The organism is Arthrobacter sp. B1I2 (assembly GCF_030816485.1).
GTDB lineage: Bacteria > Actinomycetota > Actinomycetes > Actinomycetales > Micrococcaceae > Arthrobacter.
This window is the reverse complement of record NZ_JAUSYC010000001.1, coordinates 3,273,347-3,298,128: the sequence shown is the minus strand read 5'-3', so window position 1 is coordinate 3,298,128 and position 24,782 is coordinate 3,273,347. Positions and strand designations below refer to the sequence as shown.

Sequence of the window (24,782 nt, the reverse complement as noted above, 5' to 3'; positions counted from 1 at the left end):
AGCGCGCCGAAATATTCCTCCCTGGGCATGCGAGTTTCAGGCACTCCTGCTGTCGTGAGAAACTAACCCGGTGACTTCAACAACAGTGCCCGTGATCTTTGACCTGGACGGCACTCTTGTCGACCCGGCAGGTGGAATAACCGGGGGCATTGCATCAGCCCTCCGCGGGGTGGGGCTCCCGGTTCCCGGCCAGGACCTGCTCGAATCGATGATCGGCCCCAAGCTGGGCGATGCCCTGCTCAATGTGGCAAAGGTGCCGGCGGACCGCCTGGAAGAGGTGGTCCGCCGCTACCGTGAGCACTACGTGGCCACGGGAATCGCCCAAAGCCGGCTGTACCCTGGCATCCGCGAAATCCTCGAATCCTTCGCGGCAGCAGGACGGCCCGTGGCTGTTGCCACCCAAAAACCCCAGCGGCTGGCTCATAAAGTGCTGGCGCACCACGGCATCGACACGTTCTTCCACGGCATCCACGGCTCCGCCGATGACGAAACGGCAGTGGAAGGTGTCCCGCTGGGCAAGACCCAGATCATCGCCGCCGCCTTGCAGAACCTGGACACACGGCACGCCATCATGGTGGGGGACCGCGCCCAGGACGTGTCCGGCGCGATCGCCAACGGGCTGGACTGCATCGGCGTTGCGTGGGGCTTCGCTCCGGACGGGGAGCTGGAAGAAGCCGGCTCTGTCACGGTCGTCAGCACCGGTGGGGAACTGGTAGCGGTCATCGAACGGCTGGAGGCCGTCCACGCTGCGGCCATGAGCGGGGTGAGCAACGATGGAAATGTTTGATGCCGTCCGCTGGACCACGCGCAACCTGATCTCCGGCAGCTGCCGGCCCACCGTCGTCGGACTCGAAAACGTCCCCTCCGACGGGCCCTTTATCGTGGCACCCAACCACCTGTCCTTCTTCGACAGCGTGATCGTGCAGGCACTGATGCCGCGTCCGGTCGCCTTCTTTGCCAAGGCCGAGTACTTCACCACCGGCGGCGTCAAGGGCAAGGTCATGAAGGCCTTCTTCGAGTCCGTGGGCTCCATCCCGGTGGAGCGCGGCGAGCAGGCCGCAAGTGTCCAGGCACTCAAGACCCTGATGGACATCCTGGAGGCCGGCCGCGGCATCGGCATCTACCCCGAAGGAACCCGCTCCCGGGACGGCATCCTCTACCGGGGACGCACCGGGGTCGGCTGGCTGGCGCTCACCACTGGCGCGCCCGTGATTCCCGTGGGCCTGATCGGCACGGAGAAGCTCCAGCGTGCCGGCGAAAAGGGGGTCAGGCCGCAGCACTTCACCATGAAGGTGGGGGAGCCGCTGTACTTCGACAAGACCGGGCCGGACCACTCCCTGCCCGCCCGTCGCGAAGTCACGGACCGGATCATGGACGCGATCGCCGGACTCAGCGGCCAGCAACGCTCCGCCAGCTACAACCAGAGCAAGATCGCCGAATAGCCTGCAGGTGGCCCGGACAGCCAGCCAGCGCCCGTCCGGGCAGGCCGGCATGGAGACCCGGCGCGACTCAGTAGACTTGATAAGTGGCAAATCCAGCAAGTTACCGGCCCAAAACTGGTGAAATCCCCACCAACCCGGGTGTCTACCGGTTCCGTGATCCGCACGGCCGGGTCATCTATGTAGGCAAAGCGAAAAGCCTCCGGTCCCGGCTGAACTCCTATTTCGCCAACCCGGCAGGGCTGCTGCCGAAGACCTATGCGATGGTCCACGCGGCCAGCAGCGTCGAGTGGACCGTCGTCGGCAGCGAACTGGAGTCGCTGCAGCTGGAATACACCTGGATCAAGGAATTCAAACCCCGGTTCAACGTGGTGTTCCGGGATGACAAAACCTATCCCTACCTCGCCGTGACCATGGGCGAAAAGTACCCCCGGGTCCAGGTCATGCGGGGAGACAAGCGGAAAGGGACCCGCTACTTCGGCCCGTACACCGCAGGTGCCATCAGGGAAACCATGGACACCCTGCTCCGAGTCTTCCCCGTCCGGAGCTGCAGCGCGGGCGTCTTCAAGCGCGCGGAGGCCAGCGGGCGGCCCTGCCTGCTGGGATATATTGACAAGTGCTCCGCGCCCTGCGTGGGGCGGATCTCGCCTGAAGACCACCGGGCGCTGGCCGACGATTTCTGCGCCTTCATGGGCGGCGAGGCCAAGAGGTTCATCAACAAGCTGGAAAAGCAGATGGCCGACGCCGTGGCAAAACTCGACTATGAGCACGCTGCCCGGCTGCGTGACGACATTACGGCCCTGCGCAAGGTCTTCGAACGCAACGCCGTGGTGCTCTCCGAGGACACCGACGCCGACGTCTTTGCCCTGCACGAAGACGAGCTGGAAGCCGCCGTCCAGGTGTTCCATGTCCGCGGCGGCAGGATCCGCGGCCAGCGCGGCTGGGTAGTGGAAAAGGTGGAGGACTTCACCACCCCCGACCTGGTGGAGCACCTGTTGCAGCAGGTCTACGGCGAGGACGGCGACACCCACGGCCGGCTGCCCCGCGAAGTCCTGGTGCCGGAAGCGCCCAGCAACGCCGAGGACCTCGCCAAATGGCTGGGCGGCATCCGTGGTGCCAAGGTGGACATCCGGGTGCCGCAGCGCGGAGACAAGGCGGCGCTGATGTCCACTGTCCGCGAAAATGCGGAGCACGCATTGAAGCTCCACAAGACGCGGCGTGCGGGGGACATCACGGTCAGGTCCCAGGCCCTCCAGGAACTCCAGGAAGCGCTGGACCTGCCCGTGCCCCTGCTCCGAATTGAATGCTTCGACGTCTCCCATGTCCAGGGCACCAACGTGGTGGCGTCCATGGTGGTGGTGGAGGACGGGCTGCCCAAGAAGTCCGATTACCGCAAGTTCTCCATCACCGGCCCGGCGGCGGCCGATGACACCGCGGCCATGCACGACGTGCTGACACGGCGGTTCCGCCACTACCTGCAGGACAAATCGGCGCAGGTGGACGAGTCTTTGCTGTCGTCCGACGGACAGTCCGACCGACAGTCCGACGGGCAGGAAGCGGCAGTGGACACGGCCGTGCTGGACACCACCACGGCGGCTCCCAAAGCCAAGTTTGCCTACCCGCCCAACCTGGTGGTGGTTGACGGCGGTCAGCCGCAGGTCAACGCGGCTGCCCGCGCCCTGAAGGACCTGGGCATCGACGACGTCTACGTCGTCGGCCTGGCCAAGCGACTGGAGGAAGTATGGCTCCCGGACAGCGACTTCCCGGTCATCCTGCCCCGCACCTCGCAGGGGCTGTACCTGCTGCAGCGGATCCGTGACGAGGCACACCGCTTCGCCATCACGTTCCACCGGCAAAAGCGTGGGAAGGCCATGACCGTCTCGGCGCTCGACGCCGTTCCGGGCCTCGGTGCCTCCAAGCGCAAAGCCCTGCTGGCGCACTTTGGATCGGTCAAGGGCGTGAAGTCTGCCACGGCCGAAGAGCTTGCGCAGGCAAAGGGGATTGGACCGGCACTGGCCACCGCCATCGTGAACCACTTCGCCGCTGACGGATCCGAGGCCGTAACGGTGCCGGCGATCAACATGGCCACCGGCGAAATCATTGAAACTTAGCGGAGTCCCCGGAAACTTAGCTAGGGTAAAGGACGGGCAGGCGCCGACGCGGCTGCCCGGCAGACGACGAGGAAACGGGGCAGGCTTCATGGCAGACACGACGGCGGAATCCGGAGCGGGCCACGATGGGCTGGAGCCCGTCAAGCCGCTCGAAGCGGAGCTGCTGGTGGTCACCGGAATGTCCGGCGCCGGGCGGAGCACCGCCGCAGACGCGCTGGAGGACCACGGCTGGTATGTCGTGGAGAACCTCCCGCCACAGATGCTGGGCACGCTCGCGGAGCTCGTTTCACACGCCCCGCAGTCAATTCCGCGGCTGGCAGTGGTGATTGACGTACGCAGCAAGGGCCTCTTCGCGGACATCCGCTCGGCCCTGGGCGCACTCGCGGCGAGCGGCGTGACCTTCCGCGTCCTGTTCCTCGACGCCAGCGACAACGTCCTGGTCCGGCGGTTCGAACAGGGGCGCCGCCCGCATCCCCTGCAGGGCGGCGGCCGCATCCTTGACGGCATCGCCGCCGAACGTGAGCTGCTGCAGGAACTGCGCGACAGCTCCGACGTCGTCCTGGATACCTCCAACTACAACGTTCACGGCCTGGCCACCGCCATTACGGAACTGTTCAGCGAAACCGGCCCGGTTGCCCTGCGGCTCAATGTCATGAGCTTTGGTTTCAAGTACGGCCTGCCGGTGGATGCCAACTACGTGGCCGACGTCAGGTTCATCCCCAACCCGCACTGGGTGCCGCAGCTGCGTCCGCAGACCGGCCTGGACAAGGACGTCAGCGACTACGTGCTGGAGGCCGAAGGGGTCAAGAACTTCGTGGACCGCTACGTCCTGGCACTGGAACCCGTCCTGGAGGGGTACCGCAGGGAGAACAAGCACTACGCCACCATCGCCGTCGGCTGTACGGGCGGCAAGCACCGCTCCGTTGCGGTCGCAGTGGAACTTTCCAAGAAACTCGCGCAGTACCCCCGGGTCACGGTCACCACCGCGCACCGGGATCTGGGCCGCGAATAATGGCCCTGTTCACCGGAGCCCTGCCCCTGGTGCCGCCGGCCGCCGGCAAGGGTTCGGGCCAGCAGGACAAGGGCCCCAACGTGGTGGCGCTGGGCGGCGGACACGGCCTGGCGGCCTCGCTCTCCGCACTGCGGCTGCTCACCTCCGAACTCACCGCGGTGGTCACGGTGGCGGACGACGGCGGCTCTTCAGGGCGTCTGCGCGAGGAGTACGGCGTCCTTCCGCCGGGGGATCTCCGCATGGCCCTCTCCGCGCTCTGCGACGACACGGACTGGGGCCGCACCTGGCGCGACGTCATGCAGCACCGGTTCCGGCCCGGCAAGGGCCCCGGCGGGTCGCTGGACGAGCACGCCATGGGAAACCTGCTGATCGTCACGCTCTGGGAGTTGCTGGGTGACACCGTCGCAGGGCTCAAGTGGGCCGGTGCGCTGCTCGGCGCCCGCGGCCAGGTCCTGCCCATGTCCACCGTCCCGCTCACCATCGAAGGCGACGTGCGTGTGACCGCCCCCGGCGGGGAGACCGAACTGCAGACCATCCGCGGCCAGGCGCGCTGTGCCGTGGCCGGCTCGCTCGAGGAAGTCCGGCTCCTGCCCAAAGCGGCGCCGGCCTGCACCGATGCCCTGACTGCCATCGAACTGGCGGACTGGGTGGTCCTTGGCCCGGGCTCCTGGTACACCTCGGTCCTGCCGCACCTGCTCCTGCCCGAGATGCGGCAGGCCCTGTGCAGCACCCCCGCCAAGCGCTGCCTGACCATGAACCTTGCCACGGACACCAAGGAAACCACCGGCATGACAGCAGCGGACCACCTCCACGTCCTGCGGCGCTACGCCCCGGAGTTCAGTGTGGACGTGGTCCTGGCGGATCCCGCCTCCGTGCCGGACCGGCAGGAATTCGAGAAGGCCGCCGGCATGATCGGCGCAGAGGTGGTCTTGGGTAAAGTAGGGGCGTCGGGACGCCGCCCTGTCCACGAGCCGCTGCGGCTGGCGACGGCGTACCAGGACATTTTTGGGAACAGTTAGGAAGGTGCCATGGCACTGACAGCATCAGTCAAGGAAGAACTGTCCCGTCTGGACATCAAGAAGTCATCAGTGCGCAAGGCTGAAGTCTCCGCCATGCTCCGGTTCGCCGGCGGCTTGCACATCATTTCCGGCCGGATCGTCATTGAAGCGGAAGTTGACCTCGCCTCCACAGCGCGCAGGCTGCGTGCCGCCATCGCCGAGGTCTACGGACACCAGAGCGAGATCATCGTGGTTTCCGCCGGGGGACTCCGGCGCGCCAGCCGGTACGTGGTCCGCGTGGTCCGCGACGGCGAGGCGCTGGCCCGCCAGACCGGCCTCCTGGACGGCCGCGGACGCCCCGTGCGCGGCCTGCCGTCCGCCGTCGTCAATGGTTCGGCAGCAGACGCCGAAGCCGTATGGCGCGGTGCATTCCTGGCCCACGGCTCGCTCACCGAGCCCGGCCGGTCGTCGTCGCTGGAGGTCACCTGCCCCGGGCCGGAATCCGCGCTGGCCCTGGTGGGCGCAGCCCGCCGCCTGGACATCCAGGCCAAGGCCCGGGAAGTCAGGGGAGTGGACCGCGTTGTCATCCGCGACGGCGACACCATCGCCGCACTCCTGACGCGCATGGGAGCCCACGACGCGCTGATGGTGTGGGAGGAACGCCGGATGCGCAAGGAAGTCAGGGCCACCGCCAACCGGCTCGCCAACTTCGACGACGCCAACCTGCGGCGTTCCGCGCAGGCAGCTGTTGCGGCCGGGGCAAGGGTGGAACGGGCGCTGGAAATCCTCGGCGATGATGTGCCGGACCACCTGAAGTACGCAGGTGAGCTTCGCGTGGCCCACAAGCAGGCCAGCCTGGATGAACTGGGCCGCCTGGCCGACCCCGTGATGACCAAGGATGCAATCGCCGGCAGGATCCGCCGCCTGCTGGCCATGGCGGACAAACGCGCGCTTGACCTGGGCATTCCCGGAACGGACGCCAATGTGACGCCTGAAATGCTGGACGAGTAGGCGCCCCATAGAATCGAAAATAATTCCGGGCACCAGCTGCCCGGATGCACAATCCGAGAGTTACCAACCGGGCCCTGGCGGGTCCACGATATTGGAGGATTTTGTGACCGAGTACGTATTGCCGGAACTCAGCTACGACTACGCCGCCCTCGAACCGCACATTTCTGCGCGGATCATGGAGCTGCACCACAGCAAGCACCACGCCACCTACGTGGCAGGCGCCAACAACGCCCTGGCCCAGCTGGCCGAGGCACGTGAAAAGGGCGACTTCGCCAACATCAACCGGCTCTCCAAGGACCTCGCGTTCCACACCGGCGGCCATATCAACCACTCCGTGTTCTGGAAGAACCTCTCCCCGGACGGTGGCGACAAGCCCGAGGGCGAGCTGGCCGCGGCCATCGATGACGCCTTCGGCTCCTTCGATGCCTTCCGTGCGCAGTTCTCCGCCGCAGCCCTTGGCCTGCAGGGATCGGGCTGGGGCTTCCTGGCATACGAACCCATCGGCGGAAACCTGGTCATCGAGCAGCTTTACGACCAGCAGGGCAACACCGCACTGGGCACCACCCCGCTGCTGATGCTGGACATGTGGGAGCACGCCTTCTACCTTGACTACGTCAACGTCAAAGCCGACTACGTCAAGGCGTTCTGGAACATCGTCAACTGGGCGGACGTCGCCCAGCGCTTCGAGGCAGCACGCGCCAACGCCACGGGACTCATCACCCTCCCGTAGTGACCGGCGCTATACATCGCTGTAACAAACTTCACATTCTGACTTAAACCGGCCGGGATGTGGACCGGCCGCCCCCGCACTTGCGGGGGCGGACCCAGTTAAACGTAAGATAGGTCACGGAAGGCGGTTAGCCTTCAGCAATGAGGCTGGTCGCCCTCCGTGTAAATCATCTCTGCCCAATGGCGTGCGGGATCTGTTAGTTGGCTTGAACGCCCGCTCAACTAGTAGTGCTTCTCAAAGCACCAAGGAGACTGTAAAAGTGACGACCCGTATTGGTATCAACGGCTTTGGCCGTATTGGCCGCAACTACTTCCGCGCAGCGCTTGCCCAAGGCGCAGACCTTGAGATCGTTGCAGTCAACGACCTCACCAGCCCCGAAGCCCTGGCACACCTGTTCAAGTACGATTCGGTCGGCGGCCGCCTGAAGGAAACCATCGAGGTCAAGGACGGCAACATCGTCGTCAACGGCAACGTGGTCAAGGTCCTGGCGGAACGCGATCCGGCCAACCTCCCCTGGGCTGAACTGGGTGTGGACATCGTCATCGAATCCACCGGGTTCTTCACCAAGGCAGCCGACGCGCAGAAGCACATCGACGCCGGCGCCAAGAAGGTCCTGATCTCCGCCCCGGCCTCGGACGAGGACATCACCATCGTGATGGGCGTAAACCACAACCTCTACGACAACGCCAAGCACAACATCATTTCCAACGCGTCCTGCACCACCAACTGCCTCGGCCCCCTGGCCAAGGTGGTCAACGACGAATTCGGCATCGAACGTGGCCTCATGACCACCGTCCACGCCTACACCGCCGACCAGAACCTCCAGGACGGCCCGCACAAGGACCTGCGCCGGGCACGCGCCGCCGCCATCAACATGGTTCCCACTTCCACCGGTGCCGCCAAGGCCATCGGCCTGGTCCTGCCGGAGCTCAAGGGCAAGCTGGACGGCTACGCCATCCGCGTACCCGTGCCCACTGGCTCCGCCACCGACCTCACTGTCACGGTCTCCCGCGAGACCACCGTCGAGGAAGTTAACGCAGCCCTCAAGCGCGCCGCTGAATCCGAGGAACTCCAGGGCTTCCTGACCTACACGGAAGAGCCCATCGTCTCCTCCGACATCGTCGGTGACCCTGCCTCGTCCATCTTCGACGCGGGCCTGACCAAGGTCATCGGCAACCAGGTCAAGGTTGTTTCCTGGTATGACAACGAATGGGGCTACTCCAACCGCCTCGTGGACCTCACGGAGCTTGTGGCAGCCAAGCTGGGCTAGGGTTAGACACATGACATCCCACACCCTCAACGAACTGATCGCTGAAGGTGTCCGCGGGCGGTACATTCTGGTTCGAAGTGACCTGAATGTGCCGCTCGACGGCTCTACAGTCACTGATGATGGCCGTATCAAGGCCTCCCTGCCAGTGCTGCAAAAGCTCACGGACGCCGGTGCCCGCGTGCTGGTAACAGCCCACCTCGGACGCCCCAAGGGCGCCCCGGAGGAAAAGTACTCCCTTCGCCCCGCAGTTGACCGTCTCGCCGAACTGGCGGACTTCAAGGTCACCCTGGCTGCAGACACCGTCGGCGATGCCGCCAAGGCAGCTGCGGCGTCCCTGCAGGACGGGGAAGCCCTGGTCCTCGAGAACGTCCGGTTCGACGCCCGCGAGACCAGCAAGGACGACGCCGAACGCGGCGCCTTCGCGGACGAGCTCGTGGCATTGACCGGGGATAACGGCGCGTACGTGGATGATGCCTTCGGTGCCGTCCACCGCAAGCACGCCAGTGTCTACGACGTCGCCACACGGCTCCCGTCATACCAGGGCGACCTGGTGCACACCGAGGTGGAGGTCCTCCGGAAGCTGACCACTGACACCCAGCGTCCCTACGTGGTGGTGCTCGGCGGTTCCAAGGTCTCGGACAAGCTTGCGGTCATCGACAACCTGCTTGGCAAGGCTGACACGATCCTGGTGGGCGGCGGCATGCTCTTCACCTTCCTGGCAGCCGCAGGCAGCAAGGTTGGCTCCAGCCTCCTTGAGGAGGACCAGATCCCGGTTGTCCAGGACTACCTGAAGCGGGCAGCCGACGCCGGGACGGAGTTCGTGGTTCCCACGGACACCGTGGTGGCAGAGAAGTTCGCTGCCGACGCCAGGCACGAAACCGTGGCTGCCGACGCCATTGAAGACAGCAGCTTCGGCGCGCAGGGCATCGGCCTGGATATTGGGCCGGATACCGCGGCTGCCTTCTCCGAGCGGATTAAGGGTGCACGGACCGTCTTCTGGAACGGCCCCATGGGCGTCTTCGAATTCGAGGCATTCTCGGCGGGCACCCGTGCCATCGCCCAGGCCCTGACCGAGACCGACGGGCTCACCGTGGTGGGCGGCGGGGACTCGGCGGCCGCAGTGCGCACCCTGGGATTCAGCGATGACCAGTTCGGGCACATTTCCACCGGCGGCGGGGCCAGCCTGGAATACCTCGAAGGCAAGGAACTCCCCGGCCTCAGCGTCCTGGACCGGTAGAACCGCCGCTGCTGTCCGGCAGCAAACGCCACTTCGCATTCCTCCGGCCGGCAGGTTGCCCGCGGCAGCCTGCCGGCCGCACACATATCAAGAACTTTTTGGAGATTACGTGACTACGTCAACGAACGGCGCTTTCGACCGCAAGCCCTTCATCGCGGGCAACTGGAAAATGAACATGGACCACGTGCAGGGCATCACGCTCCTGCAGAAACTGGCCTGGACCCTCTCCGACGCCAAGCACGACTACAGCCGCGTTGAGGTGGCCGTCTTCCCGCCGTTCACCGACCTCCGCGGTGTCCAGACCCTGGTCCAGGGCGACGACCTGCAGGTCGCCTATGGCGGCCAGGACCTGTCGCAGTTCGACTCGGGCGCCTACACCGGCGACATTTCCGGGCAGTTCCTGAACAAGCTCGGCTGCAAGTACGTCCTGGTCGGCCACAGCGAACGCCGCACCATCCATAACGAGTCCGACGAGGTTCTCAACGCCAAGGTCAAGGCCGCCTTCAAGCATGGGGTCACACCCGTGCTCTGTGTAGGGGAAGGCCTGGAGATCCGCCAGGCCGGAACCCATGTTGACCACACGCTGCAGCAGCTCCGCGCCGGCGTGGCAGGACTCAGCAGCGAGCAGGCGGCCGAACTGGTGATTGCCTACGAGCCCGTCTGGGCCATCGGCACCGGTGAGGTGGCCGGGCCGGAGGACGCGCAGGAAATGTGCGCCGCCATCCGGGCAGAACTCGAGTCCCTGTTCGGCGCCGACGTGGCAGCCAAGACCCGTTTGCTGTATGGCGGATCGGTCAAGGCCAACAACGCCGCCGCCATCCTGCAGGAACGCGACGTGGACGGCCTGCTGGTGGGCGGTGCCAGCCTTGACCCGGCCGAGTTTGCTAATATTGTCAGGTTCGAGAGCCACCTGGTCACGGACTAGTCCGTAGCCAGCCCATACTCCCGCAATCCCAACTTCTGAAAGGCCGTCGTGGACGTTCTTCATGTCATTCTGCAGATCCTCCTGGGCATCACCAGCCTCCTGCTGACGCTGCTGATTCTCCTGCACAAGGGACGCGGCGGCGGGTTGTCCGATATGTTCGGCGGCGGGATGAGCTCAGGCCTCGGCTCTTCGGGCGTGGCAGAACGAAACCTCAACCGCTTCACCGTCATCCTGGGCGTCACGTGGGGCGTGGTGATCATCGCCCTGGGCCTGATCATGCGGTTCAGCGGGGCCGGGGATTCCTGATCCTGGACAAGGTTCCTTAGGCCCTGCCGCCTGGCGGGCCTGCGAATTAGACTGTGGCTGTCGGTTTCCCGGCAGCCACAGTTCCGTTTAAGCTGCAGGTCCCCGGCGACCGCTTCGAGGCAGGAGTCGTTATGGTCCATCCAGCATCAGGGTTCCGGGGCACGCGCGCAGGGGTTACGGCAGGGTCCGGATCGAGCCTGCATTCGAACGACTCGTCCTCGCGCCCCCTCCCGCGCATCCGGGTGTCCTATTGGTGCGCCAAGGGGCACGAGACGCAGCCCGTGTTCCTGAAGATGCCCGAGGACCAGATTCCCCAGATTTGGGACTGCAGGCGCTGCGGCGGACCTGCCTCCCGGGACGGCCAGGCCGCGGCCCCTGACGATCCGTTCGACGACGGCTACAAGAGCCATCTGGAATACGTTAAAGAACGGCGCTCCGGCCAGGACGCCGAAGACGTCCTGGCCGGAGCGCTGGAAAAGCTACGCGCCCGCGGCATCCTTCCGGACCAGCTGCTGCGGGACACGTGAAGCGGCGTTCTCATCGATCAGCCACAGCGTACGGGATGTTCCCCGCGGGCCGGACGCGGGCACCTGCACCGGATTGGCTCCGGCCAGGGCGAGTCCTACTGCTCCGGCCTTATCCTCACCGGCCACAACCATCCACACCTCCGCTGCCGTATTGATGGCCGGCAGCGTCAGCGAGATCCGCAGCGGCGGCGGCTTGGGGGAGTTCCGCACCCCCACCACCGTGCGGTCCTTTTCACGGATCCCGGCCTGCTCCGGGAACAGTGAGGCAATATGGGCGTCAGGCCCCACGCCGAGCAGCACCACGTCGAGCCGGGGGAGCGGTGACGGCTCCTCCGGCCTGTCGTCGGACATGTCAGCCGCGTGCTCCGCTGCTGCGGCCTCCCGCAGCTGGCGTGCATAGTCCTCAGCTGCTTCCTCGGGAGTGCTGAATTCATCGGAGGAACCCGGGGAGTGGACCCGCTCCGGGTCCACCGGAATGCGGGAAAGCAGCGCGTCAAACGCCTGCCTGGAATTCCGCTCCGGATCCGCAGACCCCACAAAGCGTTCGTCGCCCCACCAGAAGTTGACCTTCGACCAGTCCACGGCGGGCGCCGCCGGTGAGTCCGCAACAGCCTTCAGCGTGCCAATCCCCACGGTTCCCCCGGTGAGCACCACGGTGGCTTCGCCGTACTTGTCCTGGACATCAACAAGCTTGGTGATCAGGCGTGCCGCGATGGCGGCCATGAGAACGGACGAATCAGGGTGGATGCTTACTCGTGGGTCAACGCTCACTGGGTCGGACGCTCCTTAGATTGGTTCGTGGCAGTCCAATAGTAATCACTTCGCCAAACACTTCGTCCGGGTCGAGGCGGCGGAGTTCCTCTGCAAGGCAGTCGCGAAGGCTGCGGCGCGGCAGGGAGATCCGCTGGGCGGGCTGGCCCGGCTGGGTCAGTTCTGCTACGGACAGTCCGGGACGGAAGAGCTGGACGTCACCGCCGGGGCGGGAGAGCCGGACGCGGCGGATGCCGGTCCCGGCGGGGTCCGCCACGATGGTGACGGGTGCATCCAGGGTCAGGGTGAGCCAGGCCGCCAGCAGGATCGTCGAGGGTGAGTCCGAGGCACCTTCGACCGCGACAGCCGTCACCGGGGAGGAATCGACTCCGTCCAGGGCCGCGGCGAGCTGGATGCGCCAGTTGGTCAGCCGGGTCCAGGCGAGGTCGGTGTCACCGGCCTTGTAGGTGTGGTGGATCCGTTCCAGCGCGGCCTGCGGGTCCGGTTCGTTCGCGGAGTCGGTGATCCGGCGGTGCGCGATTGCCCCGATGGAGGTTTCGCAGGCGTTCTCCGGGGCACCGTGCGGCCACCAGGCCACGATCGGGGCGTCCGGGAGGAGCAGCGCAGCCACCAGGGACTCGGATTCGTGCGCGAGCTGGCCGTAGCCGCGCAGCACGATCACCTCGGACGCACCAGCGTCCCCGCCGACCCTGATCTGGGCGTCGAGCCGGTCCTCGGCGTCTTTCCCGGCGTCGGCGAGCACTATGATCCGGCAGGGGTGTTCCCGGCTGGCGTCGTTGGCGGCCTCGATCGCTTCTTCCTCGAGCCCGGACTTGGTCACGACCACCAGGGTCAGCACCCGGCCCAGGGCAATCACGCCGCCCTGCTCGCGCAGGGACATGAGTCTCTTGGACACCTTCGAGGTGGTGGTGTCCGGCAGGTTAACGATCATGGCCTTCTCCAGGTTCGTCCGTCACGGGCCAGCAGCTCATCAGCAGAGGCCGGGCCCCAGGAGCCGGGGGCGTAGGGTTCGGGCTGTTCGGCCAGGGAGGCCCAGTATTCCTCGAACGGGTCAAGGATCTTCCAGGAGAGCTCCACTTCCTCATGCCGCGGGAACAGCGGCGGCTCACCGAGGAGCACGTCCAGGATCAGCCGCTCGTAAGCCTCCGGGCTCGATTCGGTGAAGGAGTGGCCATATCCGAAGTCCATGGTCACATCGCGGACTTCCATCTGGGTGCCCGGGACCTTGGACCCGAACCGGATGGTTACGCCCTCGTCAGGCTGGACCCGGATGACCACGGCGTTCTGGCCGAAGTCATCCTCGCCGTGGTCGCGGAACAGCAGGTTCGGTGCGCGTTTGAACACCACCGCGATCTCCGTCACCCGCCGGCCGAGCCGCTTGCCCGCGCGCAGGTAGAACGGTACGCCGGACCAGCGGCGGGTGTGGATGTCCACGCGGATCGCCGCATAGGTCTCGGTGGTGGAATCGGCCGGGATGCCTTCTTCCTCCAGGTAGCCCTGGACCTGCTCGCCGCCCTGCCAGCCTCCGGTGAACTGCCCGCGCGCGGAGTGCGTGGACAGGTCCTCCGGGAGTTTGACCGCGGCGAGGACCTTTTCCTTCTCCGCGCGCAGGTCATCGGCGTTGAAGGAGATTGGTTCTTCCATTGCCGTGAGCGCGAGCAGCTGCAGCAGGTGGTTCTGGATCACGTCGCGGGCCGCGCCCACGCCGTCGTAATACCCTGCCCGGCCGCCGGTACCGATGTCCTCGGCCATGGTGATCTGGACGTGGTCCACGTAGTTGGCGTTCCACAACGGCTCGAACAACTGGTTGGCGAAGCGCAGCGCCAGGATGTTCTGCACCGTTTCCTTGCCCAAATAATGGTCGATCCGGAACACCGCGTCCGGCGGGAATACCGACTCCACGATGTCGTTCAGCTTCCGGGCCGACTCCAGGTCATGGCCGAACGGCTTTTCGATCACCACACGCCGCCACTTGTCCCCCTCGGCCTGCGCCAGGCCGTGCTTGGACAGCTGCCGGCAGACCTGCTCGAACGCCTTGGGCGGAATGGACAGGTAGAACGCGTGGTTCCCGCGGGTGCCGCGGACGTCGTCGAGTTCCTTGATCGTCTCGCCCAACCGCTCGAACGCGGCGTCGTCGTCGAACTCGCCCTGGACAAAACGGATGCCCTCGGACAACTGGTTCCATACCGCCTCATCAAAAGGAGTGCGGGCATGGGCCTGCACCGATGCCTTCACCTCCGCGGCGAAGTCTTCCTTGTCCCACTCCCGGCGGGCGAACCCTACCAGCGCGAAACTCGGCGGCAGCAACCCACGGTTGGCGAGGTCGTACACAGCCGGCATCAGCTTTTTCCGGGCAAGGTCACCCGTTACCCCAAAGAGCACCAAGGACGACGGACCGGCAATCCGGTTCAAACGGCGGTCACGCGGATCGCGCAGCGGATTACGCCCGCGGCCCGCGCCCTTCCTGCCGTATTCAGTTTCTGGCATGGTTGCTTCTGCGCCTTAGCTTTCGGTAGCGGATGCGCGGGTGGACAGGGCAGCGACAACGTCCTGCAGCTGCGCCACGCCGGCGGCACGGTCGGTGAGGTGGAGGCGCAGCACGGGACGGCCGTGCTCACCCAGCACCTGGGCGTCGCCTGCAGCCTGGGCGGAGATGAGCTCGCCAAAGGTGAAGGGCCGGTCCGGGATTCCCAGGTCCTCGGCGGGCGCGGCAGTGACCTGCAGGAACACGCCGATGGCCGGCCCGCCCTTGTGGAACTGGCCGGTGGAGTGCAGGAACCGCGGGCCCCAGCCGAACGTCACCGGGCGGCCCGTGGCGGCCGCCAGTTCGTCCCGGATACCCTCAAGTCCGGCGAAAGCGAGCCGGTCGAAGTACGCCTGGACACTCAGGTAGCTGTCCTCAGCCAGGGTGCCCAGCAGGGCCTTGACGGCACCCTCTGCGGTGGCAGCGTCCCCGAGCCAATCGCCGCCGCGGACCTCAATGGCGCCGTCAACGAATGCCGCAGGCGTGGGTTCCGGCTGGGCGTCCAGCAGCCCGCGCGCAGCCACCTTGGCGGCCTCGACGTCGGGCTGGTCGAACGGGTTGATTCCCAGCAGGCGACCGGCAACGGCAGTGGCGAACTCCCACACCATCATCTGCATGGCGAGGCCGCCTGCGATGGCCACCTGGTTGTCACCGAGTTCGACGTCGGCATCCGCGGCCACGAGCCGCACCACCAGGACGTCAGGGGCGCCGGCGGTTACCTCAGCGGCATGCGGGCCGGCGACGACGGGAAGGACGCCGGTGCCCAGCTTGCCGGTGGATTCGGCGATGAGCTGCTCAGCCCAATCGGCGAAGCCAACGATGCCGGAGCCGTCCTCGGCGATGACGATCTTGTTCCGCAGCGGGCTGGTACCCCCCAGGGCGGTGCCCAGGGCCAGCCCGATGTTCTCAGGGGCGTCGTCGTTGAGGATCTCGGCAGCTTCCTCTGCCTCGTCGAGGAACGCCTGGACGTCCACGCCGGCCAGGCCGGAGGGGACCAGGCCGAATGCCGTCAGGGCCGAGTAGCGGCCGCCCACGTTGGGGTCGGCGTTGAACACTGCCCGGTAGCCGGCTTCGCGGGATGCCTTGTCCAGCGGCGAGTCCGGGTCCGTCACGATGATGATCCGGCTCTTGGCGTCCACGCCGGCCTCCGTGAAGGCCTGCTCGAAAATGCGCCGCTGCGAGTCGGTCTCCAGGGTGGAGCCGGACTTGGATGAGACCACGATGGCGGTCTCTGCCAGCCGGTCCGCGAGGGCAGCCCTGACCTGGTCCGGGTCGGTGCTGTCCAGCACTGTCAGCTCGACGCCGGCGGTGCCTGCGATGACCTCGGGGGCCAGCGAGGATCCGCCCATGCCGCAGAGCACGATCCTGCTGACGCCCTCGGCGCGGAGGGCGTCGCGGAGTTCCAGGATGTCCTTGACCAAAGGCTGTGAGACGGATGCGGCCTCCACCCAACCGAGGCGGACCGCCGACTCGGACTCGGCATCCGGACCCCACAGGGTGTGGTCCTTGGCGAAGATCCGGGTGGCAATCCGGTCCTCGACGAGGGCGGGCAGGTGCTGTTCAAGTGCCTGCTGGGCTGCGCCGGTGGCGTCGTAGCTGAGAGTGCTCATAGGTGTTAGGAAGCCTTCCGTGCAGAGGCGAGGGCGCCTTCGACGTCGGCGAGGAGTTCCTTCCAGCTGGCCACGAACTTGTCCAGGCCTTCGGTCTCGAGGAGTGCCACGACGTCGTTGTAGGAGATCCCCAGCTTTTCCAGGGCATCCAGCGTGGCGTTCGCCTCGTCATAGGTGCCCCTGACGGTGTCACCGGTCACCACGCCGTGGTCGAAGGTGGCATCCAGGGTCTTTTCCGGCATGGTGTTCACCACGCCGGGGGCAACGAGCTCGGTGACGTAGAGAGTGTCCGGGTAGGCCGGATCCTTCACGCCGGTGGAAGCCCACAGGGGACGCTGGGGGAGCGCACCGGCGTCGGCCAGCAGGGCCCAGCGTTCGGTGGCGAAGAGCTCTTCGTAGACCTGGTAGGCCAGGCGGGCGTTGGCAAGGCCTGCCTTGCCCTTGAGGGCCTTGGCCTCGTCGGTGCCAATCTTGTCGAGGCGCTTGTCGATTTCGGAGTCCACGCGGGAGACGAAGAACGAGGCCACGGAGTGGATCTTCGAGAGGTCGTGGCCGTTTTCCCTGGCCTGCTCCAGGCCGGCCTGGAAGGCGTTGATGACCGCGCGGTAACGCTCCAGCGAGAAGATCAGGGTCACGTTGACGCTGATGCCCTCGGCCAGGGTGGCCGTGATGGCGCCGAGGCCTTCGATCGTTGCCGGGATCTTGATGAGGACGTTGTCCTTGTTGACGCGCTGGGAGAGGTGCTTGGCCTCCGCGATGGTTCCTGCAGTGTCCCAGGCCAGGCGGGGATCAACCTCGATGGAAACCCGGCCGTCAATGCCCTTGCTGGCTGCCGCTACCGGTGCGAACAGGTCGCAGGCGTCAGCGACGTCGGTGGTGGTGATCTCGAAGATCGTGTCCTCCACGCTGGCGCCTTCTGCTGCCTTGCCGGCAATGATGTGGTCGTAGTCAGTACCGGAGGTGATGGCCGCGTGGAAGATGGAGGGGTTGGTAGTCACGCCAACCACGTTCTTTTCTTCAATGAGCTTGCGGAGCGTGCCGGTTTCCAGGCGTCCGCGGGAAAGGTCGTCGAGCCAGATGGAGACTCCGGCGTCGGAGAGCTGCTGGGTGGGTGTCGTCATTTCTGTAACTCCTAAAAGTTTGGGTTTCAGGCCTGGAGGCTGGAGAGGGAGTCCTTGGCGGCGGCAGCCACTGCTTCTGCCGTGATGCCGAACTCCTGGAAGAGGCGCTTGTAGTCAGCGGAAGCGCCGTAGTGCTCGAGGCTCACGGAACGGCCGGCATCGCCGACGAATTCACGCCAGCCCAAGGCCAGCCCGGCTTCCACCGAGACGCGTGCCTTGACGGCGGCGGGCAGGACGGACTCGCGGTAGGCGGCGTCCTGCTTCTTGAACCACTCAACACACGGCATGGAGACAACGCGGGCCGCGATGCCGTCGGCCTGGAGGGCTTCGCGGGCCTGGACGGCCAGCTGGACCTCGGAACCGGTGGCAATGAGGATCACGTCGGCCGGCACCGTGGCGCCGTCTTTCGATGCCTCGGCCAGGACGTAGCCGCCCTTTGCCACACCCGCCGTGGACGCGAAGGTGTCACCGTCCGCGTCGCCCACGCCGCGTTCCCAGGTAGGGATGTTCTGGCGCGTCAGGACGATGCCTGCCGGGTTGCCGTGGTTTTCCAGCATGGTCTTCCAGGCGGCTGCCACCTCGTTGGCGTCGCCGGGGCGTACCACGTCCAGGCCCACGATGGCGCGCAGCGAGGCGAGTTGCTCCACCGGCTGGTGGGTGGGGCCGTCCTCGCCCAGGCCGATGGAGTCGTGCGTCCAGACGTACAGCGACGGAGCGCCCATCAGAGCACCGAGGCGGATGGCGGGGCGCTGGTAGTCGCTGAAGATCAGGAAGGTGCCGGAGAATGCGCGGGTGTTGCCCGCCAGGCTGATGCCGTTCACGATCGAGGCAGCGGCGTGCTCGCGGATGCCGAAGTGCAGCACGCGGCCGTACGGGTTGCCGGACCAGGCATCGGTCTGCTTGGAGGCCGGCACGAAGGACGGCGAGCCCTCAATGGTGGTGTTGTTGGACTCGGCCAGATCGGCGGAGCCGCCCCACAGTTCGGGCAGGACCGGGCCCAGGGCATTGAGGACCTTGCCGGATGCCGCGCGGGTGGAGACGTCCTTGCCGGCCGGGAAGACCGGGAGGGCTGCGTCCACGCCTTCGGGAAGTTCCTGTGCTTCGATACGCTGCAGGAGCGCCGCGCCCTCGGGGTTGGCTGCCTGCCAGGCGTTGAAGGACTCTTCCCATTCCTTGCGCTCGGCGGCGCCGCGCTCCACCACCTGGCGGGCGTGGTTCAGGACTTCCTGGTCCACCTCAAAGGCCTTGGCGGGATCGAAGCCCAGAACTTCCTTCAATGCGGCGACTTCGTCGGCGCCGAGGGCGGAGCCATGGATCTTGCCGGTGTTCTGCTTCTTGGGCGCCGGGTAGCCGATGATGGTCCGCAGCGAGATGATGGACGGCTTGGAGGTCTCGGCCTTGGCGGCGAGCAGGGCTGTGTAGAGCTCCTGGACGTCTTCCTTGTATTCGCCGGTCCGGGTCCAGTCCACCCGCTGGGTGTGCCAGCCGTAGGCCTCGTAGCGCTTCAGGACATCCTCGGTGAACGAGATGTCGGTGTCGTCCTCGATGGAGATGTGGTTCTCGTCATAGATGACTACGAGGTTCCCGAGTTCCTGGTGGCCGGCCAGCGAGGAAGCCTCGGCCGTGACGCCTTCCTGGAGGTCGCCGTCGGAAGCGATGACCCAGATGGTGTGGTCGAACGGCGACTGGCCAGCGGGAGCGTCGGCGTCGAACAGGCCGCGCTGGCGGCGCTGCGAGTAGGCGAAGCCCACCGAAGACGCGAGGCCCTGGCCCAGCGGGCCGGTGGTGATCTCCACGCCGGCGGTGTGCTTGTACTCAGGGTGTCCAGGGGTGAGTGAACCCCAGGTGCGCAGTGCCTCCAGGTCCTTCAGTTCCAGCCCGTAGCCGGAAAGGAACAACTGGATGTAGAGCGTGAGGGAGGTATGGCCGGGGGACAGGATGAAGCGGTCGCGGCCCAGCCACTGCGGATCACGGGGATCGTGGCGCATCAGCTTCTGGAAAAGCAGGTAGGCGGCCGGGGCCAGGCTCATGGCGGTGCCGGGATGGCCGTTGCCCACCTTCTCCACGGCGTCGGCGGCCAGGACGCGGATGGTGTCCACCGCCCGCTGGTCCAAGCTGGTCCATGACAGTTCTTGCTCTTCCAAATGTGGCACGAAAACCGGGCCCCTCTCTGTGCTGGTGGCGGTGGTACACAGGATCCGTTCAAGGGCGCGCTGTTGGCGCCCGCTGCGGTGTGTACCAGCCGTTCACCATCGAAACGTTGATCCTTGCATTCAGTCACGGACAGCAACGGGAATGCGTTTTCCACCGCTTTCTTGCTGCGTGCTGATCTGGTGACAGCTTAGCTCTTCTCCATACTGCAGGCGGCCTGAATCTCACGTTTTGGACGCAATTTCCCCTTTTGTGAATCACCATTCCGGAGGGTTGAGTTAATCTGCTCGAATGGGCCCGCGAGCAATCAAGTGCGCATATCGCGGGGCCGGGGAAGGCCCGGCGGCGCGGTATGATAATTGGAGGCCAACGCCGGGTGTGCATCCCTATCGCCGCCCGGGGTGCCCCGGCTGTTGCACGCACCTGAAGCATTTCCTCTCTTCGCGCCGTGCCCGGGTCCGGGCCGCACGACCGGAGCTGCACTGCCAGCCTCAACCGCCACACAGAACGGGTGACTGCCACCGTGAGCACAACAGATACGCCGCTGAACGCATCCCGGGCCTCAGGCGCCGGGTTTGCCCGTAAGGCAAAGGCGTATCTCGCCCTCACCAAGCCGCGCGTGATCGAACTGCTCCTGGTCAGCACGCTGCCCACCATGATCTACGCGGAGCGGGGGTTCCCGTCCATCGGGCTGATCCTCGCCACGCTGGTGGGCGGCGCCTTCGCCGCAGGCAGTGCCGGGGCGTTCAACTGCTACATCGACCGGGACATCGACAAACTGATGCACCGCACGGAGAACAGGCCCCTGGTCACTGGCGAAGTCACGCCGCGCGAAGCCCTGGTCTTCTCCTGGCTGCTTGGCGCCGCCGCGATCGTGATCCTTTGGTTCGGAGCCAATCCGCTTTCTGCCTGGCTTGGGCTGGGTGCCATTTTCTTCTACGTGGTGATTTACACCATGATCCTCAAGCGGCGCACGGCGCAAAACATCGTCTGGGGTGGCGCAGCCGGCTGCTTCCCGGTGCTGATCGCGTGGGCTGCCGTCACCAACTCCGTTGAGTGGCCCGCCGTCATCCTGTTCATGGTGATCTTCCTGTGGACCCCGCCGCACTACTGGCCCCTGTCCATGCGCTACGGCGAGGATTACCGGAACGCCAAGGTCCCCATGCTCGGCGCCATCGCCGGGGCCAAGGTGGTGTCTGTCCAGGTGGTCCTGTACGCCTGGGCAATGGTTGCCTGCTCGCTGCTGATGATTCCGGCGGGAGGGGCCGGTTGGGTCTATACCGTCACAGCAGTACTGGCGGGCGCATGGTTTCTCTATGAATCGCATGCCCTCTACGCCCGCGCGCAGCGCGAGGACATCGCGGACAAGCGCGCCATGAAGGTGTTCCACGGTTCCATCAGCTACCTGACCCTGCTGTTCATCGCGCTGGCGGTGGACCCCTTTGTTGGGCATGCCCTGATGGCCGGCTAGCGCGACCGGCCAGGCTTCCAGCAAAAGAAAAAGGGCGGCTTCCACCTCATGGTGGGAGCGGCCTTTTGCTTTATCTGCAGGCGCCGAACAGAGTTGACAGCAATGTCATATCCGTCACTTTAACTGTCATCCATTATGACAACCTGCTTACGGTGGGCTGGACCCCTCGCCCGACCAAAGGAGATTCTCATGGATGCCCGTCCCTCCGCAGTCCCCGCTCCCAGCCACAGCCCGCCGGGAGGAAAGGCAAACCGCCGCCGCTTCACCTTCCGCCGCCCGCCGTTCGCTGCCTATCTTGGTGCCGACGTGCCGGCATCCCTCGTGGTGTTCCTCGTGGCCCTCCCGCTCTCGCTCGGCATCGCAGCCGCGTCGGGAGCGCCCATCATGGCCGGACTCATCGCCGCAGCCGTAGGCGGAATCGTGGCCGGAAGCCTGGGCGGCTCACCGCTGCAGGTGAGCGGACCGGCGGCCGGCCTGACCGTCGTCGTGGCCGGTCTGGTCCAGGAGTTCGGGTGGCAGGTGACCTGCGCCATCACCGCGGCCGCCGGCCTCATGCAGCTCCTGCTGGGCATCAGCCGCGTGGGCAGGGCTGCCCTGGCCGTGTCACCGGTAGTGGTCAAGGCCATGCTCGCCGGCATTGGCATCACCATCATCCTGCAGCAGGTCCACGTGCTCCTCGGTTCCCGGCCGGCAGGCGCGGCCCTCGAGAACCTTGCCGCACTGCCGGCAGCCATCACCAATTTGGAACTGCACGCGGCCCTGCTTGGCCTGGCCGTCGTGGCAATCCTCCTGTGCTGGAAGTTCCTGCCCGCCGCTGTCCGGCGTGTTCCCGGCCCCCTGGCCGCCGTGGCGGCGGGCACCGCACTTGCCGTGGCCTTTGCCCCTGGCGTCGAGCGGATCTCCCTGGACGGTTCGATTTTCGACGCCATCGCCCTGCCGCAGATGCCAGACGGCAACTGGCGTGCCTTCGCTTTTGCCGTCCTGACCATGGCATTGATCGCCAGTATCGAATCCCTCCTGTCGGCTGTGGCCGTGGACAAGATGCAGACCGGACCGCGGACCAACCTGAACAGGGAGCTCATCGGCCAGGGCACTGCAAACATCGTTTCCGGGTCCCTGGGCGGGCTGCCGGTGACGGGTGTGATTGTCCGCAGCGCCACGAACGTGGAAGCGGGTGCGGCCACCCGGACATCTGCTGTCCTGCACGGTGTCTGGGTCCTTGCGTTCTCTGCCCTCTTTGCCGGACTGATCCAGCTGATCCCACTGGCAGTCCTGGCCGGACTGCTCGTGGTCATCGGCGCGCGCCTGATCAAGGTGGCCGATATCCGGACCAGCCTGCGGACCGGGGACCTGCCGATTTATGCAGTAACCCTCATCTGCGTGGTGTTCCTTAACCTGCTGGAGGGCGTCATGATCGGCCTGGCCCTCGCTGCTGCCAGCGTGCTGTGGCGTGTCCTGCGCGCCCCCATCCAGTCGCACCGTCCCACCGCGCCGTCGTCGCCCTGGCGGGTGACCATCGCCGGTTCGTGCAGCTTCTTCGCGCTGCCGAAACTCAATGGCGTCCTTCAGTCCGTCCACGCCGCCGCCGACGTGGTGGTGGAGCTCAACGCCGACTACGTTGACCATTCCTTCCGGGAAGCTTTGCTCGCGTGGCAGCGCCAGCACCAGGCCGCAGGCGGCACCGTGCATCTTGAGGAGCACGGCAACACGGTGTTCCAGGACGCTGGGCACCAGGCTCCCAGGCGCGAAGATGCCACCGAGCTGCCTCTTCCGCCACGGAAGGAGTCGTTGCTCCTGGGGATCAACAGGTACCACCGCCGGTTTGCCCACCAGGTCCGCCCGCTGGTGCATGACCTGGCGGAAGGGCAGAACCCGGACAGCTTGTTCGTGGCCTGTGTCGATTCGCGCGTCAATCCGAACCTGATTACCAGCAGCGGTCCCGGGGACCTGCTCACGCTGCGGAACATCGGCAACGTGGTCTGCAGCCACGGCCAGGACGCCTCCATCGATTCAGCCCTGTCCTTCGCCGTCAACGGCCTGGGGGTGCAATCGCTGGTGATCTGCGGGCACTCCAACTGCGGTGCCATGAAGGCGCTGCTGGCAGAAGCGGACGGCGGCGGCAACGCTTCCCTTGGACCGGCCTTCGGGCAATGGCTGGACCACGCCCGGCCAAGTTACACCGAACTGCTTGCAGGGCATCCGGTTGGCAGGCAGGCCGCAGCAGCGGGCTACAGCACCCTTGACCAGCTGGCGATGGTCAACGTCGCCGTGCAGCTGGCCAAGCTGCAGGACCATGCGGTGGCGGGACCGGTGCTGGCGGAAGGAAAGGTGCAGGCCACGGGCCTGTTCTATGACATTGCCACGGCGCAGGTCCTCCAAATCACGGCCGACGGCGTCGGGAACCTTGACCCTGCCTGCGAGGCCGGGCTCCGGGGCCACGCCCCCGCAGGCAGGTAACTTCCCGCGTCCCGGGCCCTGCGCACAAAAAGCCCTGAGACAGCCAGGCGCCCCGGTCCCCTACGGGGCCGGGGCGCCTGACGCGTTTCAAGGGGAAAGGGCGTGCGCCTACTTCGCGGCCCTGGACTGTGCCGCTGCCCTGGACTGTCCCACGGCGGGGGACAGGTCCACCGGACTGGAGTGGGCGATGTCCCAGGCGTTTGTTGAGGCGGCCATCAGCAGGGCTGCGCCGAGCATGTGGGCCGCCACCAGCAGCGCCGGAATGCCGTTGTAATACTGCGTGAACCCGATGGCGGCCTGGAGCAGGGTGACCCCCAGGAGTGCCAGGACAGCCGTCCGGGAGCGGCCGGTTACGCCGCGCCGGATGACCAGCACCAGCGCCACCACGGTGCCGGCAGTGACCAGGTATGCGGGCACCGCGTGGATGTGGGAGAACAGGTCCCAGTCCAGGTCGTTGCGGGGAGCATCAGCGTCGCCGGCGTGGGGACCCGCCCCCGTAACCACGACGCCGAGCATCACGGCGATGGCGGAGAAAAGGGCGACGGCGGCGGTCACCGGGCGCAGGGCGGCGGGCAGGGCGGCGGGCCGTGAGGCAAGGAAGCGGCCGGTCCGGCCGAAGGCCCGGTTGACGAGCAGGGTGGCGAAGACCACCAGGGCCATGGAGACCAGGAAGTGCAGGCCCACCACCCACGGGTTGAGGTTGGTGAGGACGGTGATGCCGCCGATGACGGCCTGGGCGGGGATGCTGGCCAGCAGGCCGAGGGCCAGCAGGAAGAGGTCCCGGCGTTCCTTCCGCAGGTTCCACAGGTACACCAGCATCAGGGCGGCCACGGCGGCCAGTGCGAACGTCAGGAGCCGGTTGCCGAACTCGATGAAGCCGTGGATGCCCATCTCCGGGGTGTTGACAAGAGAGTCCGAGGTGCAGCGGGGCCAGGTGGGGCAGCCCAGTCCGGATGCCGTCAGCCGGACGGCGCCGCCGGTGACCACCAGAAGGGTCTGGCCAATCAGGGAAGCGACCGCGAGGCCGCGGATGCGCGCGTCCACGGTGCGTGGGAGCCGCGACGCCAGGCGGCCGGCGAGCTGGGGGAGGCGTGAAGCCGTGGTCACGATT

21 protein-coding genes are annotated in these 24,782 nt (G+C 66.3%); 14 read left to right on the top strand and 7 right to left on the bottom strand.

The genetic code is table 11. From position 1 onward, the window contains the following. The first annotated feature begins 70 nt into the window (after positions 1-70). The 12 genes from QFZ57_RS15440 (at position 71) to QFZ57_RS15385 (ending at position 11,566) form a co-directional block, all read left to right on the top strand. Positions 71-787, top strand: a complete 717-nt coding sequence (locus QFZ57_RS15440; protein WP_306631212.1) for an HAD hydrolase-like protein — start codon at positions 71-73, stop codon at positions 785-787. Continuing rightward, positions 774-1,442, top strand: coding sequence for a lysophospholipid acyltransferase family protein (locus tag QFZ57_RS15435; protein ID WP_306631211.1), 669 nt, complete (start codon positions 774-776; stop codon positions 1,440-1,442). Before QFZ57_RS15440 ends, QFZ57_RS15435 begins: the two co-directional genes overlap by 14 nt. Before the next feature lie 83 nt (positions 1,443-1,525). Then, complete coding sequence (uvrC, locus tag QFZ57_RS15430) at positions 1,526-3,550, top strand: excinuclease ABC subunit UvrC (protein WP_306900844.1); 2,025 nt, start codon at positions 1,526-1,528, stop codon at positions 3,548-3,550. 88 nt (positions 3,551-3,638) lie between these two features. Then, positions 3,639-4,562, top strand: coding sequence for an RNase adapter RapZ (rapZ, locus tag QFZ57_RS15425; protein ID WP_306900842.1), 924 nt, complete (start codon positions 3,639-3,641; stop codon positions 4,560-4,562). Next, positions 4,562-5,581: a gluconeogenesis factor YvcK family protein gene (locus tag QFZ57_RS15420; protein ID WP_306631208.1), complete on the top strand. Its 1,020-nt coding sequence runs from the start codon at positions 4,562-4,564 to the stop codon at positions 5,579-5,581. The genes rapZ and QFZ57_RS15420 overlap by 1 nt, the downstream gene beginning before the upstream one ends. Positions 5,582-5,590: 9 nt before the next feature. Then, complete coding sequence (gene whiA, locus QFZ57_RS15415; protein WP_043454785.1) at positions 5,591-6,571, top strand: DNA-binding protein WhiA; 981 nt, start codon at positions 5,591-5,593, stop codon at positions 6,569-6,571. A gap of 103 nt (positions 6,572-6,674) precedes the next feature. Beyond that, on the top strand, positions 6,675-7,301 hold the full coding sequence (locus QFZ57_RS15410; protein ID WP_306631207.1) for a superoxide dismutase: 627 nt from the start codon (positions 6,675-6,677) through the stop codon (positions 7,299-7,301). A 259-nt stretch (positions 7,302-7,560) separates the two neighbouring features. Next, positions 7,561-8,571: a type I glyceraldehyde-3-phosphate dehydrogenase gene (gap, locus tag QFZ57_RS15405; RefSeq protein ID WP_306900840.1), complete on the top strand. Its 1,011-nt coding sequence runs from the start codon at positions 7,561-7,563 to the stop codon at positions 8,569-8,571. 10 nt (positions 8,572-8,581) lie between these two features. Then, a complete protein-coding gene (locus QFZ57_RS15400; RefSeq protein WP_306900838.1) occupies positions 8,582-9,808 on the top strand; it encodes a phosphoglycerate kinase in 1,227 nt (408 codons plus the stop codon). Positions 9,809-9,917: 109 nt separating this feature from the next. After that, positions 9,918-10,733 carry a triose-phosphate isomerase gene (gene tpiA / locus QFZ57_RS15395; RefSeq protein WP_306631204.1) on the top strand — a complete coding sequence of 272 codons (816 nt, stop codon included), beginning with the start codon at positions 9,918-9,920 and terminating at the stop codon, positions 10,731-10,733. Between the two features lie 48 nt (positions 10,734-10,781). Further along, the gene (gene secG / locus QFZ57_RS15390; RefSeq protein ID WP_306631203.1) at positions 10,782-11,039 is read left to right on the top strand and encodes a preprotein translocase subunit SecG; all 258 of its coding nucleotides are present in this window, start codon (positions 10,782-10,784) and stop codon (positions 11,037-11,039) included. Between the two features lie 131 nt (positions 11,040-11,170). Next, the gene (locus QFZ57_RS15385) at positions 11,171-11,566 is read left to right on the top strand and encodes an RNA polymerase-binding protein RbpA (protein WP_306631202.1); all 396 of its coding nucleotides are present in this window, start codon (positions 11,171-11,173) and stop codon (positions 11,564-11,566) included. Here the strand turns inward: QFZ57_RS15385 and pgl are convergent. From pgl to tkt, 6 genes are read right to left on the bottom strand one after another with little or no spacing between them, the layout of a single operon-like run. Beyond that, the gene (gene pgl, locus QFZ57_RS15380) at positions 11,519-12,289 is read right to left on the bottom strand and encodes a 6-phosphogluconolactonase (RefSeq protein ID WP_373461314.1); all 771 of its coding nucleotides are present in this window, start codon (positions 12,287-12,289) and stop codon (positions 11,519-11,521) included. The two genes, QFZ57_RS15385 and pgl, sit on opposite strands and share 48 nt — an antisense overlap. A gap of 37 nt (positions 12,290-12,326) precedes the next feature. Beyond that, entirely contained in the window at positions 12,327-13,268 is a 942-nt protein-coding gene (locus QFZ57_RS15375; protein WP_306631200.1) for a glucose-6-phosphate dehydrogenase assembly protein OpcA, read from the bottom strand. Continuing rightward, entirely contained in the window at positions 13,265-14,824 is a 1,560-nt protein-coding gene (gene zwf / locus QFZ57_RS15370) for a glucose-6-phosphate dehydrogenase (protein ID WP_306631199.1), read from the bottom strand. The genes QFZ57_RS15375 and zwf overlap by 4 nt, the downstream gene beginning before the upstream one ends. 15 nt (positions 14,825-14,839) lie before the next feature. After that, the gene (locus QFZ57_RS15365) at positions 14,840-16,471 is read right to left on the bottom strand and encodes a glucose-6-phosphate isomerase (protein ID WP_306900835.1); all 1,632 of its coding nucleotides are present in this window, start codon (positions 16,469-16,471) and stop codon (positions 14,840-14,842) included. Between the two features lie 5 nt (positions 16,472-16,476). Then, complete coding sequence (gene tal / locus QFZ57_RS15360; protein ID WP_306900834.1) at positions 16,477-17,592, bottom strand: transaldolase; 1,116 nt, start codon at positions 17,590-17,592, stop codon at positions 16,477-16,479. 26 nt (positions 17,593-17,618) lie between these two features. After that, the gene (gene tkt / locus QFZ57_RS15355; RefSeq protein ID WP_306901592.1) at positions 17,619-19,736 is read right to left on the bottom strand and encodes a transketolase; all 2,118 of its coding nucleotides are present in this window, start codon (positions 19,734-19,736) and stop codon (positions 17,619-17,621) included. Positions 19,737-20,254: 518 nt separating this feature from the next. On the opposite strand from tkt, the gene QFZ57_RS15350 reads away from it, so the two are divergent. Next, entirely contained in the window at positions 20,255-21,214 is a 960-nt protein-coding gene (locus tag QFZ57_RS15350) for a heme o synthase (protein ID WP_306900833.1), read from the top strand. Between the two features lie 189 nt (positions 21,215-21,403). After that, positions 21,404-23,671, top strand: a complete 2,268-nt coding sequence (locus QFZ57_RS15345) for a bifunctional SulP family inorganic anion transporter/carbonic anhydrase (RefSeq protein WP_306900832.1) — start codon at positions 21,404-21,406, stop codon at positions 23,669-23,671. A gap of 108 nt (positions 23,672-23,779) precedes the next feature. Here QFZ57_RS15345 and QFZ57_RS15340 read toward each other — a convergent pair whose 3' ends face one another. Further along, the gene (locus QFZ57_RS15340; RefSeq protein WP_306900830.1) at positions 23,780-24,778 is read right to left on the bottom strand and encodes a COX15/CtaA family protein; all 999 of its coding nucleotides are present in this window, start codon (positions 24,776-24,778) and stop codon (positions 23,780-23,782) included. Positions 24,779-24,782 lie beyond the last annotated feature (4 nt).